Genomic DNA, 15,509 nt, shown 5'->3' with positions numbered 1-15,509 from the left:
TTAATCATAACTTAGTTGCCGCAGCGTCGTTAGAACAAAAACGTAACTAAGTATTTATTTGGCGACGATGGGCGAAAAATCAATCACTTTTCTATCATTGAATCGTATTTAACAGAAATTAGTCGCGGTTTTTGCTTGCGAAAAAATATAAAATCGTTAATGTTCACAGGTAAGACCAGTTACATTGGGGCACGCAATGTTAGAACAAAAACTACAATTGAAGAACACAGATTTGCGAAATCGCTTGGTCATGGGCTCGATGCATACAGGCCTTGAAGAGGGATGGCACAACAGGAAACGACTCAAAGCGTTTTATGAGGAGCGCGCAAAAGGGGGGGTTGGCCTGATCATCACCGGTGGGTATAGCCCAAACCTACGTGGTAAACTTACGCCGATATCTTCTTCATTTAATAGCCGCTATGACATCATTAAGCATCGCGCCTATACCGATGCTGTCCATGCACATGGCGGTAAAATCTGTCTTCAGTTATTACATGCAGGGCGCTACGCGTATCATCCATTTAATGTTGCACCCAGTGATATTAAAGCACCCATTAATCCATATACGCCAAAATCGATGTCGTTGAGCATGATCCGCAATACCGTCAAAGACTTTGCTAAATCGGCCAAAATGGCAGAAAAGGCGGGCTATGATGGGGTGGAAATCATGGGCTCTGAAGGTTATCTGATCAATGAGTTTATGGCTGAGCATACCAACAAGCGTCAGGACTTATACGGGGGAACGCTGGAAAATCGCATGCGACTGGCGGTTGAAGTGGTACGCGCAGTAAGAGAAAAGGTATCCGCAAAGTTTATCATAGTATTCCGTTTGTCAGTTATGGACCTGATCCCAAATGGCTCGACTGCTGAAGAGGTTACGCTTCAAGCCAAAGCGTTGGAAGAAGCCGGTGTCGACATTCTGAATACCGGTATTGGTTGGCACGAAGCACGTGTCCCGACGATTGCTAGCATGGTACCGGCCGGGGCGTTTCGTGAAGCATCAAAGCGGCTTAAAGATGTGGTCGATATTCCGGTCGTGGCCGTGAACCGAATTAACACACCTGAGCTGGCAAATGATATTTTGAAGCAAGGTGAGGCTGACTTGATTTCAATGGCGCGGCCATTACTTGCGGATCCAGAATTCTTTAATAAGTATGCTGAAAATAAACCTGAACAGATCAATATTTGCATCGGCTGTAATCAGGGGTGCCTTGATCACGTGTTTAAAGGTAAGCGGGCAACTTGCCTGGTTAACCCACAGGCCGGCTATGAACTGGATTATCCGCTGGAGCGCACCAACAGCCCTAAGCAGGTATTGGTTGTGGGCGCTGGGCCAGCAGGCCTGTCTGCAAGCTGCTATCTGGCTAAGAAAGGACACAAAGTTACACTGATTGATAAGAATGAACATGCCGGAGGTCAGTTCAATCTGGCAATGCGCATACCTGGTAAGGAAGACTTTAAATACACCCTAAATTACTTCCTCAAAGAAGTAGCACGTCTGGGCGTAACCATGAAGCTGGGTTGCGAGTACGAGTCGTCTATGGCTCAGTCTTATGATGATATTGTCTTCGCAACGGGCGTTAGCCCCAGACAGTCCAGAATTACTTGCAGCGATGGCAAACGTGTTTTCGCTTACGATGAAGTGATCCGCAAAGAAGTTGAACTAGGAGACAAAATTGCGATTCTGGGTGCGGGTGGTATTGGCTTCGACATGGTTGCTTTTCTCGCTGAGCAAGCCGATCAGAGTATCGATGAGTTCAAAGCGCAGTGGGGAATTGAATGCCAGCCGTCAGACACTGCAACAGGAAAAAAGCTGTACATGCTTAAACGCAGTGAAGGACGCTTTGGTAGTAACTTAGGTAAGACAACAGGGTGGATCCACCGAGCTGTTGCCAAGCACCACAATGTTGAGCAGATTGCCGAGTGCGAGTATATCTCATTCGACAGCAAAGGTTTGTTGGTTAAGCAAGCGGGTAAAGAGCGCGTTCTGGACGTGGACACGGTTGTGGCCTGTATTGGACAAACCTCTAATGATGCGTTGTTCAACAAAGAGGCTATGCCTGCGAATCAACATGTGATAGGCGGAGCCAAATTGGCATCAGCCATTGATGCTAAACGGGCTATTTATGAAGCCCTTCAGGTTGCCAGAAAAATATAATCGTTCCAGGGCAGACAAAGCACGGGCATGCTTATTAGGCATATCACCCGTGTTTTGTGCTATTTAAAACCATACTATTTGCAATAAAAAACGGTGATTTAAGGTCTACACTCTATAACATCAGTTATCACAGACTTTATTTATGTTTAAATCACTCTATTCCTTTTATCGTACCTTTCTTACTAGATTAGCCTTGCTCGACGGTCTGGCGCCATTGATGCTCAGGTTGATCCTGGCACCAGTTATGATCATAGCCGGCTACAGCAAACTAAACCTCGCCAATTCTGATATTACTGGCCTATCGCGCTTGCTGGCCGATGAAAATGTGGTGGCTTGGTTTGGTAACGCAGATTGGGGGTTAGGCCTGCCAGCACCGGACTTGCTGGCCTTTCTGGCAGGCTGGACAGAGTTTCTCGGTGGCTGGTTTTTGTTAATTGGTCTGGCAACACGTTTGGTGTCCATTCCACTTGCTGTGACCATGTTTGTCGCTGCGACTCAGGTGCATTGGCATAACGGCTGGTTTTCAGTTGCTCCCAGTAATCCGGATACCAGCGCAGCACAGGTTTTTGCCTGGTTGGGCAGCGATGCTGCGAAGCAGAGTCTGGAAGCAAGCGCAGAAGTCGCTGAACGCTTGTCTCGTATCAAAGAGATTGTTGCAGCGAATGGGCTACCAGAATATCTTTATGAGTATGGCAATCCGGTGATCCTGAACAATGGTATTGAGTTCGCGGCTATCTATTTTGCGATGCTGATAAGTCTCTTGTTTACAGGAGGTGGACGCTACTTTAGTGTGGATTACTGGGTCCGAAAGCCGCTGGAACCTGAGCAAAATTACTTGCCGTAAGCGGTTTTTGAAAGCAGACACTAAACTTTTGCGCCGGTGTCGCGTTAGAATAGGGTACTAACAGAAATTTTAGGAATTACAAATGGATGCCATTGAACTATTAACGACGCGACAATCCGACAGCAACTTGTCATTCCCGGGCCCTGATGCGGCTCAGCTGGAAGTAATAAAAAAAGCAGCTCTTAAAGTGCCAGACCACGGTGGATTAAAACCATGGCGCTTTATTCTGGTTGAGGAGCATGGCAGGGAGAAACTGGGCGAGATTTTTTATCAGGCTGCGGTTGAGGAACAACAAGAGCAACGCATCATTGACCGTGCTAAATCCTTACCTGAACGCGCTCCTATGCTTATCATTGCAGTTTCTCCTTATATGGAACATCCAAAAGTGCCCAGAATAGAGCAAGTAGAAAGCGCAGCTTGTAGCGTATTTGCTATGCAGCAGGCGGCCTTCGCTCAGGGACTATCTGGCGTATGGAGAACGGGTTACTTTGCACAAAGTAACTCGGTGAAGCGCCAGTTGGGATTGAATGAACAGGATGAAATCGTTGGTTATCTTTACCTGGGTACACCAACCGTACACTGTACCAAACCTGTCAGGCATCAGCCTGAAGACTTTTTTACTCAGTTGTAACTCTTGCAGCCAGCCGCATTCTTCTAACGTTTTTAGGCGAATACAGTGTCAAAGTCGGTTGGTTTGATGCACAGCTTGATAGGGCCTGTATGGTGCGCATTAGTCGCATTAAATCGTGTGAGTGCGCAGGCCTTTTAAAACGGTTCTAACGGTGCTTATCATTATGGTAGGGCTAATAAAGAAAATGCCGCTTTGCAGCGGCATTGGGCTCAGATAGGAACTGTTTGTCTTTTGCTATTAGCTAACAAGAAAAACAGAGCCTACAAACTTAGAAGTAACCACGGATCCCTAACTTGAAGTTACGTCCTGGCAACGGGGCTTGCTCTTTGATAAATGAGCTATGTACAAAGCCAAGTTCATCAGTGATGTTGTCTACATTCACATAACCTACCAGATCTACACCAGATAAACTGAAGTTGTAGCTAAAGCTTGCATCAAGCAAGGTGTAGCTGTCTGTTTTAGATTCTGACTGCGCCAGGTTGTCCTGCGTCATGTAGTGAGTAGCACTTAGTTCAGCCATAAAGTCTTGTAGCTCGAAGCGGTAGCTTGTGCCCAGCTTGTTCGATGGAATACGTGGCAGGTATTCGCCTGAGTCCAACTCAGCTCTCAGGTGGTCACCAAAGACCTTAATGCGGTTACGCGCATCAATTTGATAGTGGGCGTCAAATTCAAACCCATATAGTTCAGCATCGGCGCTTTCAAATTGATAAACGGGCAGGGCTCCATCATGGTGATGATCAGCCAGTTCAATGCCGTGTTCACCGGTATACATGTAGCCAGTATTACGCTGATAATAGTAATTTGAGACATCATTGTAGAAGAAGTTTACTGTGTAACCAAAATCGCCAATGAAACGTCTGAAACTGATATCCAGGTTCGTCGATCTTTCCTGTTCAATGTGCTCAGGTTCGAAGTGAACTTCATCACCTTCGATGTGGTAGCCAAGGCCGAGCTCGTAGGTCGAGGTGGCGATGTGCAGGCCATTTGACAACAACTCGGCAGTCAGAGGTGCACGCTCTGAGCGAGACAGGTTAACGGCAACATTTTGTCCTTCTGCATAGTCATACACGGCTCCAATTGAGGCACTAAAGTTAGTAGTATCCAGTGTATAGTCGATCACCTCAGCCATGTGCTCATCTTCATGACCTTCATGCTCGTGGTCATGCTCGTCGTGACCGTGGTCATCATGATCATGCTCGTCATGGTCATCGTGGCCTGACGTAAAGTTGCTAGACAATGCGAAGTCTTCAACACGTGCACCCAGCTCTAAAGTTACATCACCAAAACGGCGCTCTTCAAGCACGTAGAATGCGTGTGTTTTTGTGTTAGTCGCTGGGGTGAACGCTTCTGCGCCTTCAGCGGCGTAGTCACTGTCAGAGAAGTGATAACCGATAATGCCGTGCCACTCGCCCAACCTGTGCTCGATATTGGTTCTCAGTTCAGTTGTTTCGTTAGTGAATGTTGTACCAACGGCACCATGTTCAATTTCAGAGTGTTCATAATCGGTAAAACCTGCGCGCACCTGAATAGACTCGATCCAGTTGTTATGCAATGCATAGTTAAACAGTGCCTGCCATCTGTCTTGCTTAACACGAGCGAAGACTGCTTCTTCTTCTGCCCCATGTGCGTGGTCGTGCTCGTCTTCACTATGTTCATCATGGTCGTCATGATCATGTTCGTCGTGATCATGCTCATCATGCTCATCGCCATGGTCGTGATGTTCATGCGAGTGGGCAGGGATCCCGTAGTCGGTTTCAATGCGACCGTACGACAAGCCAACCGTCAGGTGGTCGCCAACGAAGCTGGCACCAATATTAAATTGCTCGGAGTCGATAAAGGTATTGGCAACACGCTCAGCGTACTCAGTCTCGCCGTGTTCCTCTTCTCCGTGCTCATCGTGACCATGTTCATCATGCTCATCGTGACCGTGTTCATCGTGTTCATCGTGTTCATCGTGATCATCATGTCCATGTTCATCGTGGCCATGCTCGTCATGTTCTTCGCCAGGTAAGCCGAAACGTGGTGTTTCGTAATCGCCGCCTTTACGCGTTACGCCATCAAAGTGGAAGTTAAAGCCGTTGTTGCCTGCTTCGAATAAAGTAGCAACTGTATTGGTATTTGAATTGGTGTCATGGCTGAATTCAGCTGCGCCCTGAACACCTTCAATCACATCAGTTGGGATACGATTATCAACCACATTAACTACACCACCAATAGCGCCTGAGCCATATAGCAATGTAGCAGGGCCACGTAGCACTTCAATTTGCTGTGCAGCGAGAGAGTCGTTGGTATTGGCATGATCAGGGCCGACGCGAGATGCATCACTGCTGTCGAGGCCGTTTTGGGTAATTTTAACGCGTGGACCATCTAAGCCACGAATGATCGGACTTGATGAGACAGGGCCAAAATAACTGGCGTTGATACCTGGTAGTTGCTTGAGTGTTTCACCCAGAGTTGGCTTTGCGCTGTTTTTCAGCTCATCACCACTTAAAACGGCTACAGGAGAAGCCATTTCGATGTTGCTTTTGTGCAGAGCAGAGGCATATACCACTACGCTCTCAACTGAACTTGGAGCCAGCTTAACGGTTACATAAGGTGAGTCCGGAGAAACATCAATGCGCTCATTGATAAAGTTGTCTTTACTGACATGCAGCTGAGCGGCTTGATCGACGTTAATGCTAAATTGGCCGTTAATATCAGTTTTAACGGACTGAGATTTACCGTGCAAATGCACAGTAGCATTTGGCACTGGCTGGTTATTGGTATCCAGCACTTTACCTTTTAATTGTGCGGCAGAGGCCTGCGAGGAAAAAATTGCGCTGGTTATGGCAAAAGTGATCAAAGACTGCTTAAACATAGTACTCATTCTGAATTGTTTATACTTGCAATAATATAACACCGCATTATTGCAGTATCAATGATGTTATACTATCTCTTTAAGTTTGCATTATTTTGACGGCTTAATATAGTTAGTTTGATAGGTTCAGGTACAAATATCATGACTGATCTCTTTGTTTTTAAGGTGCGAATGAATATTGCAGACTTGTTTCATCGCTCACATCATCAGGAAGTGTTCACCGCAGCGCTGCAAAAAGCCGAGACACTGGAGCATTTTGTATTAAAGCTGATAGGGTTTTGCGGTCTGTCTTACTTAGACAATGTGCACTGGCTGGGAGTGAGAGAGAAGCATCAGCCAGACGTGTGGCTAGAGAATGCGCAGGGGCAAGTAGACGTTGCACTTTATGCTGGAGAACACAGCCTGATTGAACTGCACAAGTATCGTAAACAAGCGAATAAGGTGGTTTTTCTGGTGTCTGACGCTGACGCTTGGTATGCAGAACTGGCACCTCATCTGATAGCGGTACGGGATATCCGTATTTTTTCACTATCCGCAGATTTTGTGAGTCAATTGGCCAGTGTTTTATCGCGTAGTCTGCATTGGGACGTGATTATAGATAATGGGGTGATCAGCGTGAGTGACAAAGTGGATTACTATCAAAGTGAGATCATTAAACTACACTAGCTTAATGATCACATCGGTAACTGGCTGGCTGCAACAGAGCAAAATTTCTCCGTCACGCACGAATGCCAAAGGTTCCTGATTGTAGGCTATCTTTCCCCGGCAGAGCTTAGCGCGGCACGCTCCACAAAACCCTTCTCTGCACTGATAGGCAACTTCAACCTGATTGGCTTCAAGCGTTGCAAGGAGTGAAGGGGAGTGAGCCGCGTGAAGGAGCGGCTCTTTTTCAGGGTCAAGAAAGATTTTTTTGACTGGCCTGTCTGTCATTACAGGTCAAAGTCACCAAAGTCAGACGCATCGACTTCCGCATCAATCTGACCTACCAGGTATGAGCTGATCTCAGCCTCTTGTGGTGCAACCTGAACATTGTCAGACACTAACCAGGCGTTGATCCAGGGGATAGGATTACTGTTACTTTCAAACTGTGCAGGTAAACCGACAGCAGTCATGCGTACATTGGTAATGTATTCAACATACTGACAAAGAATGTCTTTGTTCAGGCCAATCATAGAGCCATCTTTAAACAGGTATTCTGCCCATTCTTTTTCCTGCTCAGCGGCTTCTACAAACATCTGGATCGCTTGTTCCTGACACTGTGCAGCGACTATCGCCATTTCTGGATCATCTTTGCCATCTTGCATAATGTTAAGGATGTGCTGAGTACCAGACAAGTGTAGTGCTTCGTCACGGGCGATCAGCTTGATGATCTTGGCATTACCTTCCATGAGCTCACGTTCTGCGAATGCAAATGAACAGGCGAAGCTCACATAAAAGCGGATCGCTTCCAGGATGTTCACCGACATAATGCAGAGATAAAGCATTTTCTTCAGCTCAAACAGGTTAATATGCACTGTTTCGCCATTGATTTCGTGCTTACCTTCGCCGTACAGATTGTACAAAGAGACCTTTTCGATCAATGCGTCATAATGTTTAGTAACCGCTTCTGCACGTTCACTGATCTTATCGTTTTCGACGATATCGTCGAAGATCAGTTCAGGTGACTTAGTGACATTGCGAATAATATGCGTGTAAGAGCGGCTGTGGATCGTTTCACTGAAAGCCCAGGTCTCGATCCAGGTTTCCAACTCTGGGATTGAGACGATAGGGAGCAAAGCAACATTGGGAGAACGCCCCTGCACACTGTCTAACAGTGTTTGATATTTTAGGTTGCTTAGAAAAATGTGTTTCTCGTGCTCTGGTAATGCCTGGAAATCCAATCTGTCTTTACTGACGTCTACTTCTTCAGGACGCCAGAAAAAAGACAGTTGTTTTTCGATCAGCTTTTCGAAAATAGGGTACTTTTGCTGATCATAACGGGAGACATTAACAGATTGGCCGAAAAACATCGGCTCCTGCAATTGATTGTTGTGGGTTCTGTTAAACGTAGAATACGACATAGATAATTCTCGACACCAAAAAAGAGCGGGTAAATTACCCGCTAACTATGATTAGATTTTACAAGCGCCGCCTGCACAATCATCGTCTTCAGCCTCAGGCTTCATTTCGTCCTGAGCATCCGATGCACCGTCACGGGTGTTGTGGTAATACAAGGTTTTCACGCCAAGCTTGTATGCGGTAAGTAAATCTTTGAGCAACAGCTTCATAGGCACTTTGCCACCTTCAAACTTAGTTGGGTCATAGTTGGTATTGGCTGAAATAGTTTGGTCAACAAACTTTTGCATAATACCCACCAGGCCTAAATAGCCATCGTTTGAAGGGATATCCCATAATAGCTCGTAGTTGTCCTTCAGTCGCTCGTACTCAGGCACTACTTGCTTAAGGATACCATCTTTACTGGCCTTAACGCTAATGTGACCGCGCGGTGGCTCAATACCATTTGTTGCATTAGAGATCTGCGAAGAGGTCTCAGATGGCATCAATGCAGATAAAGTCGAGTTACGCATACCATATTGCATAACGTCCTGACGTAATCCATCCCAGTCAAGGTGCAGGGGCTCGTTACAGATACCGTCTACATCTTTTTTGTAGGTATCGATAGGCATGATGCCTTTTGCGTAGGTTGTCTCATTAAATTTAGGACAAGCACCACGTTCCTGAGCAAGCTTGTTAGAAGCTTTCATCAGGTAATACTGAATGGCTTCGAATGTTCTGTGCGTCAGACCATTGGCGCTGCCATCTGAGTATTTAACGCCATTTTTTGCCAGATAGTAAGCAAAGTTGATAACACCGATACCCAAAGTACGACGACCCATAGTGGCATTTTTCGCCGCTGGGACAGGGTAATCCTGGAAGTCCAGCAAGTTGTCCAGCGCACGAACAGCCAGCTCAGCAAGCTCTTCAAGTTCATCCAGGCTGCTGATAGCGCCAAGGTTAAACGCAGACAGAGTACACAATGCAATCTCGCCTTCTTCGTCATTGACGTGGCTCAGTGGCTTAGTTGGCAGTGCAATTTCCAGACACAGGTTAGACTGACGAATAGGTGCAACTTTTGCGTCAAACGGGCTGTGGGTATTACAGTGGTCAACGTTTTGCAGATAAATACGACCAGTACTCGCGCGTTCCTGAGCAAACATAGAGAATAGCTCTAGTGCTTTAATGCGCTTCTTACGGATTGACTCGTCCTGCTCATACTGTACATACAGACGTTCGAACTTTTCTTGATCTTCGAAGAACGCGTCGTACAAACCAGGCACATCTGACGGGCTGAACAAAGTGATGTAATCGTCTTTGATCAAGCGAGCGTACATCGTTTTATTGAACTGAACACCGTAGTCTAGGTGTCTTACACGGTTTTCCTCAACACCCCGGTTGTTTTTCAGAACCAGCAGGTTCTCCACTTCCAGGTGCCATAAAGGGTAAAATAGTGTCGCAGCACCACCACGAACGCCTCCCTGAGAGCAGCTTTTTACCGCTGTCTGGAAGTGCTTGTAGAATGGGATACAGCCTGTGTGGAATGCTTCGCCATTACGGATAGGGCTACCCAGAGCACGGATCCTACCGGCATTAACACCAATCCCGGCGCGTTGGCTAACGTACTTAACAATCGCTGACGACGTAGCGTTAATAGAATCAAGGCTGTCTGCTGTCTCAATTAATACACACGAGCTGAATTGACGAGTCGGAGTACGTACACCAGACATAATTGGTGTAGGCAGTGAAATCTTAAACTGTGAAACCGCGTCGTAGAATCGCTTTATGTAATCAAGACGTGTCTCTTTTGGGTAATCTGAGAACAAGCTTGCTGCAACCAGAATATACAGGAACTGAGCGCTCTCATAGATTTCCCCAGTCACTCGGTTTTGCACCAAGTACTTACCTTCTAGCTGTTTAACGGCGGCGTAACTAAACGACATATCACGATCATGCTCCAGAAAGTCGTTTAACTGCTCGTATTCTTCTCGAGTGTAATCAGTCAACAAACCCGCATCATAGCGCTTATCTTCAACCAGTTTAGTCACATGATCGTACAAATGCGGTGGCTCAAACTGACCATAAGCCTTTTTACGCAAATGGAATACTGCCAGGCGCGCTGCCAGATATTGATAGTCTGGCGTATCTTTGGAAATGAGATCAGCGGCGGCTTTAATGATGGTTTCATGAATGTCTTCGGTGCGAATACCATCATAAAACTGAATGTGAGATTTAAGCTCTACCTGAGAAACAGACACATTGTTCAGGCCTTCAGCTGCCCAGTTTATCACTCGATGAATTTTATCTAAATCAAGCGGCTCTTTACGGCCGTTTCGTTTACTGACAGATAATTGTTGGTTCATAGCTACGCCTGTATTCCCCCGGAATGCGGTAATTGTCATCGCATATTCATAATTGCTTAGCATTTCACCACTATATATGGTGTCCGCTAGAAAGAGGATCACAAGATAGTGGGGTTATCGCTATTTTGCAATAGAGCAACTTTCTATGGATTGTGGATAACATAGGGATAATATTTTTATGTTAGCAAACACTAACCTTCTGCTATCCAACATGGCTGCAAACAAAAAAAAATCAACTCACGACAATCGATTTTTCTCTTTTTTTAAGAAAATTTTGCAAACTGCACGACTGTTTTTTTTCTGTGCAGGTTTGTTCTCAAAATAGTTCACAACACTACATATAGTGGCATTTTTTAATCAATGCCACTAAATATACGAAATGAGTGATTCTGGGTTAGTAAGATTTAGATCTGCAGACCAGCTGCGTGCCTCTTCCAGGGAAGGAATGAATCCCCACAAGGCTGCCGCTGACCGCATTCCTGCCGCCTTTGCCGCTTCAATGTCACGTTCAGCATCTCCAACATAGGTACACATGGTTGGATCTACGCCTAATTGTTCTGCGGCGAGTAGCAGTGGCTCAGGGTGTGGTTTGGCGACTTCCAGTGTGTCGCCGCATACCACCACCTCAATACCCTTAAGCTGGCTAATCTGAGCCAGCAGGGGCATGGTCAGAAATGTGGGCTTATTGGTCATAATCGCAATTTTAATTTCTCTGCTTAATAAGGTTTGAAGCAAAGTTTCAATGCCCTCAAAGCAGCACGAGTGGACAGCGATGTGTTGTGCGTAATGATCCAGTAGCTGTTGTTTTAAAGCTGCAAAGTCGAATTTACTGAGGTGCTCCCCAAACCCGACTTCCAGCAACGCCTTTACACCATTGGAAATAGCGGGGCTATATACCGCACGTGATACCTCGGTCATTTCGTGCTGTTTTAAAACGTGATTGAGTGCGGCGCCCAGATCATCACTGGTGTCGAGCAGGGTACCGTCGAGATCAAATATTACAGCCTGTGTCATGCGAGTTTCTCAAAGTGGAGGAGGTAATTGACACTGACGTCATTAGTCAGCGTAAAGGTTTTACCAAATGGGTTATAATTGATACCAGCAGCGCGGCGTACTTTCAATCCTTCGGCTTCGGCCCAGCCTATCAGGGTCGAGGGACGGATAAACTTGTTATGGTCGTGGGTGCCCGGGGGAACCATCTTCAGCACGCGTTCAGCCGCGACAACTGCAAGCAAAAATGCTTTGTGTGTCTTGTTCAATGTTGAGAAAAACACGTCGGCACCTGGTTTTGCTGCTTTTGCAACAGCTGCAATAATAGAAGCCGGATCGGGTACATGCTCAAGCATTTCCATGCAAGTGACAACATCGAATTGTGCGCTATGGTGTGCGGCAAATTCTTCTGCTGATACTTTGCGGTAATCAATTTTAACGCCAGCTTCTAGCGCGTGTAGTTTCGCAACATTAAGTGGCTCTTGACCGAGGTCAATGCCATGCGCTTGAGCGCCCATTTTTGCCATGCTTTCTGTCAGAATACCGCCACCACAGCCAACATCGAGCACTTTTTTCTCAAACAAACCACCACAGCGATCGTTAATAAAGTCTAGCCGTAACGGGTTAATGTCATGCAGTGGTTTAAATTCGCCTTCGCGATCCCACCAACGTTCAGCTATCTCTTCAAACTTTGCAATTTCACTTAAATCCACATTTTGATGTTCGGTCATAAAAAACTTCCTCGTTGAACTGAGCGCATTCTATCGGTATTGGATGAAATTTCCGAGTCATTTAGCCACTGCATTAGCCCAGAAACTATGATAGTATCCTCAGTCGAACTAATAATAATTGAACCTTTTGATGTCTATAGTGTGACACAAAAGGAAAAGACTCTGAAGGAAAGTGGTATTAAATGACTGATCTTGCCAATGAAATCCTCCCGGTCAATATCGAAGACGAATTGAAAAATTCCTATCTTGATTACGCGATGAGCGTCATCGTTGGACGTGCTTTACCTGATGTCCGTGATGGCCTGAAGCCTGTGCATCGTCGCGTGCTATTCGCGATGAACGAGTTGCGTAACGACTGGAACAAACCTTATAAGAAATCAGCCCGTGTTGTGGGCGACGTGATCGGTAAATACCACCCACACGGTGATAGCGCAGTTTACGACACCATTGTTCGTATGGCTCAGCCGTTTTCATTACGTTATATGCTGGTGGATGGCCAGGGTAACTTTGGTTCAGTCGACGGAGACTCTGCGGCTGCGATGCGTTATACCGAAGTACGCATGGCAAAAATGTCTCATGAGCTGCTGGCTGATCTGGACAAAGAAACCGTAGATTATGTGCCAAACTATGATGGCACTGAGCAAATTCCTGACGTGTTACCAACAAAAGTACCTAACCTGCTGGTGAATGGTTCTTCGGGTATCGCGGTTGGTATGGCGACAAACATCCCACCTCATAACCTGACTGAAGTGATCAATGGCTGTCTGGCTGTGATCCAAAATCCAGATATTACTATCGATGAGCTAATTGATTATATTCCGGGACCTGATTTCCCGACTGCGGCTATCATTAATGGTAAGAAAGGGATAGAGCAAGCATACAAAACCGGTCGCGGTAAAGTGTATATTCGCGCTCGCGCTGAAATTGAAACTGATGAAAAAACCGGTAAAGAAACCATCATCGTCAATGAGATCCCATATCAGGTCAACAAAGCACGCTTGATTGAAAAAATCGCGGAGCTGGTGAAGGACAAAAAGGTTGAAGGGATCAGTGCTCTACGTGATGAGTCTGACAAAGACGGTATGCGTATTGTTATTGAGATCAAGCGTGGTGAAGTGGGCGAAGTTGTACTGAACAACCTGTATGCTCAGACTCAGCTACAAACTGTGTTTGGTATCAACATGGTTGCGCTGGACAACAATCAGCCGAAGTGTTTCAACCTCAAAGAAATGCTTGAGGCCTTTATTGTCCACCGTCGTGAAGTGGTAACTCGCCGTACTGTATACGACTTGCGCAAAGCACGCGATCGCGCGCACACGCTGGAAGGTCTGGCAATTGCATTAGCCAATATTGACCCAATCATTGAGCTTATCCGTAAGTCACCGACTCCAGCAGAAGCAAAAGCTGCATTAACATCTCGTCCGTGGGAGTTGGGTTCAGTGCGCCCAATGCTTGAGCGTGCTGGTGAAGAAAATGTCGCGCGTCCAGACTGGCTTGATGCTGAGCTGGGGATCCGTGATGGCCAGTACTACCTGTCTGAACAACAGGCCCAGGCTATTCTTGATTTACGCTTACACAAGCTAACAGGCCTGGAGCACGAAAAGATCCTTGGCGAATATCAGGAGTTACTGGAACTCATTGCAGAATTACTCTTGATTTTATCTTCACCTGATCGTCTGATGGAAGTGATCCGTGACGAATTGGCTGAGATCAAAGAAAACTATGGTGATGAGCGCCGTACTGAGATTTCAGCAGCAGCACACGACATCAGCCTGGAAGACCTGATCAACGAAGAAGACGTGGTTGTCACCTTGTCACACGAAGGTTATGTAAAGTATCAGCCTCTGTCTGATTACGAAGCACAGCGTCGTGGTGGTAAAGGTAAAGCTGCAACTAAGATGAAAGATGAAGACTTCATTGAACGTCTGCTAGTTGCAAATACCCACGATACAATTTTGTGTTTCTCAACATCAGGACGTTTGTACTGGTTGAAAGTATACCAGCTTCCACTGGCATCTCGTGCCGCGCGTGGTAAGCCGATAGTAAACTTATTGCCGCTTGAAGCGGATGAGCGTATCACCACTATATTGCCGGTCAAACAATATGAGGACGACAAGTTTGTTCTGATGGCTACGGCCAATGGTGTTGTCAAGAAGACCCCATTAACCGCATATAGCCGTCAGCGTGCAAGCGGTATTATTGCCATTAACCTGAATGATGGTGATAACCTGATTGGTGCGGACATCACGGATGGCAATAATGACATCATGTTGTTCACTGATCATGGTAAAGTTGTACGCTTTAATGAAAAGCTGCGCGACTCAGAGACCGGTGAAGTGAAGATTGACCCTGAAACGGGTGAAGAAATGCTGGCGCTGCGTCCTATGGGTCGTACAGCAACCGGTGTACGTGGTATAAAGATGCCGGATGACGTCAAAGTGGTGTCATTGATTGTACCTAAGAACGATGGCGCTATTCTGACTGTAACTGAAAATGGTTATGGTAAGCGCACACCGCTTGAAGAGTACCCGGCTAAGAGTCGTGCAACGCAAGGGGTTGTTTCGATTAAGGTCACAGATCGTAATGGCCGAGTTGTTGGTGCAGTACAGGTGCAAGATAACGACGAGATCATGCTGATTTCGAACCGTGGTACCCTGGTTCGTACTCGCGTTAATGAGGTCTCAACGGTAGGGCGTAACACCCAGGGTGTTATCCTGATCAGAACGGTTGACGACGAGCAGGTAGTTGGTTTACAACGTATCGAAGAGATCGAAATCGACGACACCCTGGAAGGGGAAGCAGAGCTTGTTGAAACGCCTGATACTGATGAACAGGCGCCAGAGTAATCTGGTTCAATTTAAAAAAGCGGCTTAGGCCGCTTTTTTATTCTCCGAGGTATAT

11 protein-coding genes are annotated in these 15,509 nt (G+C 46.3%); 5 read left to right on the top strand and 6 right to left on the bottom strand.

The window, feature by feature from the left end:
* Nucleotides 1-196: 196 nt before the first annotated feature.
* The 3 genes from CWC22_RS10435 to CWC22_RS10425 all read left to right on the top strand — a co-directional run bounded on the left by CWC22_RS10435 (nucleotide 197) and on the right by CWC22_RS10425 (nucleotide 3,633).
* Entirely contained in the window at nucleotides 197-2,158 is a 1,962-nt protein-coding gene (locus tag CWC22_RS10435) for an FAD-dependent oxidoreductase (RefSeq protein ID WP_138536029.1), read from the top strand.
* A gap of 142 nt (nucleotides 2,159-2,300) precedes the next feature.
* Nucleotides 2,301-3,002: a DoxX family protein gene (locus CWC22_RS10430; RefSeq protein WP_138536027.1), complete on the top strand. Its 702-nt coding sequence runs from the start codon at nucleotides 2,301-2,303 to the stop codon at nucleotides 3,000-3,002.
* 82 nt (nucleotides 3,003-3,084) lie between these two features.
* Nucleotides 3,085-3,633 (top strand): NAD(P)H nitroreductase, encoded by a 549-nt coding sequence (locus CWC22_RS10425; protein ID WP_138536025.1) that lies wholly within the window; start codon nucleotides 3,085-3,087, stop codon nucleotides 3,631-3,633.
* A gap of 268 nt (nucleotides 3,634-3,901) precedes the next feature.
* Here the strand turns inward: CWC22_RS10425 and CWC22_RS10420 are convergent, their stop codons facing one another.
* Entirely contained in the window at nucleotides 3,902-6,490 is a 2,589-nt protein-coding gene (locus tag CWC22_RS10420; protein WP_138536023.1) for a TonB-dependent receptor, read from the bottom strand.
* A gap of 141 nt (nucleotides 6,491-6,631) precedes the next feature.
* Between CWC22_RS10420 and CWC22_RS10415 the strand changes: the two genes are divergently transcribed.
* Entirely contained in the window at nucleotides 6,632-7,156 is a 525-nt protein-coding gene (locus CWC22_RS10415; protein WP_125559714.1) for a YaeQ family protein, read from the top strand.
* Here the strand turns inward: CWC22_RS10415 and yfaE are convergent.
* The 5 genes from yfaE to ubiG form a co-directional block, all read right to left on the bottom strand.
* Nucleotides 7,148-7,420: a class I ribonucleotide reductase maintenance protein YfaE gene (yfaE, locus tag CWC22_RS10410; protein WP_138536021.1), complete on the bottom strand. Its 273-nt coding sequence runs from the start codon at nucleotides 7,418-7,420 to the stop codon at nucleotides 7,148-7,150. The genes CWC22_RS10415 and yfaE overlap by 9 nt on opposite strands.
* Nucleotides 7,420-8,550 carry a class Ia ribonucleoside-diphosphate reductase subunit beta gene (gene nrdB, locus CWC22_RS10405; protein ID WP_049866281.1) on the bottom strand — a complete coding sequence of 377 codons (1,131 nt, stop codon included), beginning with the start codon at nucleotides 8,548-8,550 and terminating at the stop codon, nucleotides 7,420-7,422. Before nrdB ends, yfaE begins: the two co-directional genes overlap by 1 nt.
* Before the next feature lie 51 nt (nucleotides 8,551-8,601).
* Complete coding sequence (nrdA, locus tag CWC22_RS10400) at nucleotides 8,602-10,887, bottom strand: class 1a ribonucleoside-diphosphate reductase subunit alpha (protein WP_049866282.1); 2,286 nt, start codon at nucleotides 10,885-10,887, stop codon at nucleotides 8,602-8,604.
* A gap of 366 nt (nucleotides 10,888-11,253) precedes the next feature.
* Nucleotides 11,254-11,901 (bottom strand): HAD family hydrolase, encoded by a 648-nt coding sequence (locus tag CWC22_RS10395; protein ID WP_138536019.1) that lies wholly within the window; start codon nucleotides 11,899-11,901, stop codon nucleotides 11,254-11,256.
* Nucleotides 11,898-12,608 (bottom strand): bifunctional 2-polyprenyl-6-hydroxyphenol methylase/3-demethylubiquinol 3-O-methyltransferase UbiG, encoded by a 711-nt coding sequence (gene ubiG, locus CWC22_RS10390; protein ID WP_010384516.1) that lies wholly within the window; start codon nucleotides 12,606-12,608, stop codon nucleotides 11,898-11,900. Before ubiG ends, CWC22_RS10395 begins: the two co-directional genes overlap by 4 nt.
* Nucleotides 12,609-12,790: 182 nt before the next feature.
* Between ubiG and gyrA the strand changes: the two genes are divergently transcribed.
* A complete protein-coding gene (gyrA, locus tag CWC22_RS10385) occupies nucleotides 12,791-15,454 on the top strand; it encodes a DNA topoisomerase (ATP-hydrolyzing) subunit A (protein WP_125559708.1) in 2,664 nt (887 codons plus the stop codon).
* Nucleotides 15,455-15,509 lie beyond the last annotated feature (55 nt).

Origin of the sequence: Pseudoalteromonas rubra, from assembly GCF_005886805.2 — a bacterium.
Taxonomy (GTDB): Bacteria; Pseudomonadota; Gammaproteobacteria; order Enterobacterales; family Alteromonadaceae; genus Pseudoalteromonas; species Pseudoalteromonas rubra_D.
This window is presented reverse-complemented; position numbering and strand designations above follow the sequence as displayed.

Excerpts from the sequence above, each read along its gene's own strand:
- CWC22_RS10435 (WP_138536029.1), top strand. The coding sequence starts at position 197 with ATGTTAGAACAAAAACTACAATTGAAGAACACAGATTTGCGAAATCGC.
- CWC22_RS10430 (WP_138536027.1), top strand. The coding sequence starts at position 2,301 with ATGTTTAAATCACTCTATTCCTTTTATCGTACCTTTCTTACTAGATTA.
- CWC22_RS10425 (WP_138536025.1), top strand. The coding sequence starts at position 3,085 with ATGGATGCCATTGAACTATTAACGACGCGACAATCCGACAGCAACTTG.
- CWC22_RS10420 (WP_138536023.1), bottom strand. The coding sequence starts at position 6,490 with ATGTTTAAGCAGTCTTTGATCACTTTTGCCATAACCAGCGCAATTTTT.
- CWC22_RS10415 (WP_125559714.1), top strand. The coding sequence starts at position 6,632 with ATGACTGATCTCTTTGTTTTTAAGGTGCGAATGAATATTGCAGACTTG.
- yfaE (WP_138536021.1), bottom strand. The coding sequence starts at position 7,420 with ATGACAGACAGGCCAGTCAAAAAAATCTTTCTTGACCCTGAAAAAGAG.
- nrdB (WP_049866281.1), bottom strand. The coding sequence starts at position 8,550 with ATGTCGTATTCTACGTTTAACAGAACCCACAACAATCAATTGCAGGAG.
- nrdA (WP_049866282.1), bottom strand. The coding sequence starts at position 10,887 with ATGAACCAACAATTATCTGTCAGTAAACGAAACGGCCGTAAAGAGCCG.
- CWC22_RS10395 (WP_138536019.1), bottom strand. The coding sequence starts at position 11,901 with ATGACACAGGCTGTAATATTTGATCTCGACGGTACCCTGCTCGACACC.
- ubiG (WP_010384516.1), bottom strand. The coding sequence starts at position 12,608 with ATGACCGAACATCAAAATGTGGATTTAAGTGAAATTGCAAAGTTTGAA.
- gyrA (WP_125559708.1), top strand. The coding sequence starts at position 12,791 with ATGACTGATCTTGCCAATGAAATCCTCCCGGTCAATATCGAAGACGAA.